The sequence below is a fragment of the Agrococcus sp. HG114 genome (assembly GCF_024723325.1).
Taxonomy (GTDB): Bacteria; Actinomycetota; Actinomycetes; order Actinomycetales; family Microbacteriaceae; genus Agrococcus.
Genome location: NZ_JANQCH010000253.1, coordinates 1 through 789, shown reverse-complemented (window position 1 = coordinate 789; position 789 = coordinate 1). Strand labels below are relative to the sequence as shown.

The following is a 789-nucleotide window of genomic DNA, read 5'->3' as shown; positions in this document are numbered from 1 at the left end:
GCGTCGTCTCGGTCGTCGTGCGCGCCGCGGTGGGCGCTGTGCCCGCGCGCTCGCGGCTCGGCGATGCCGACGTCGTCACGGTCGGGGCGATCGAGGACCTCTCGCGCGGCATCGGCGACGCGGGGCGGACATGATCCGCCGCGCACCCTCCGCCGGGGTCCTGCTGCTCGCGATCGGGGCGGCGTGCGTGCCGATGTGGTGGATCTACGGCACGGTCCAGCTCGTGCTCGCCATCGCCGTGTCGCTGCTCGTGGGCGCCGCGATCGGCACGCTCGGCGCGGCCCGCCGATGGAGCGCGCTGTCGATGCTGCTCATGGCGATCGCGGCGCTCGCGGCGCTCGCGGTGCCCCTCACTGCGCCCCAGCGGATCGGCCGCGGCGAGTGGGTGCCGGCGCTCGCCGACGCGGCCGCGGCCGTCGTCCTGTCGTGGCGCCGCCTGCTGACGATCGGCCTGCCGGTGGGCACGAGCGACGCGCTGCTCATGGCGCCCATCCTGCTCGTGCTGCTCGGCTCCATGGTGGGGGTGTGGGTCGCCCTGCGCTCCCGCTCGGCGGAGACCGCGGCGCTCGTCCCCGCGGGCATCGCGATCTGGTCCATCCTGTGGGGCCCGCTCGCGATGCCCGAGCCGTGGCTGTCGGCCCTCGTGGTGCTCGTGCCCATCGCGGGCTACGTCACGGTCGTGCGCCAGGCGCGTCGGCGCAGCCGCGCCCCCCGCGCGCTCTCCTCGCTCGCGCGCCGGTTCGGCTCCGGGCTCGCCGTCGCGCTCGTCGCGCTCGTCGCGGCGGGGGC

Annotated in this window: 1 pseudogene; it reads left to right on the top strand. The window is 77.2% G+C overall.

The features are described 5' to 3' along the window. Window positions 1-130: 130 nt before the first annotated feature. Window positions 131-789: pseudogene (locus NWP09_RS13085) on the top strand (hypothetical protein); the annotation flags it as partial.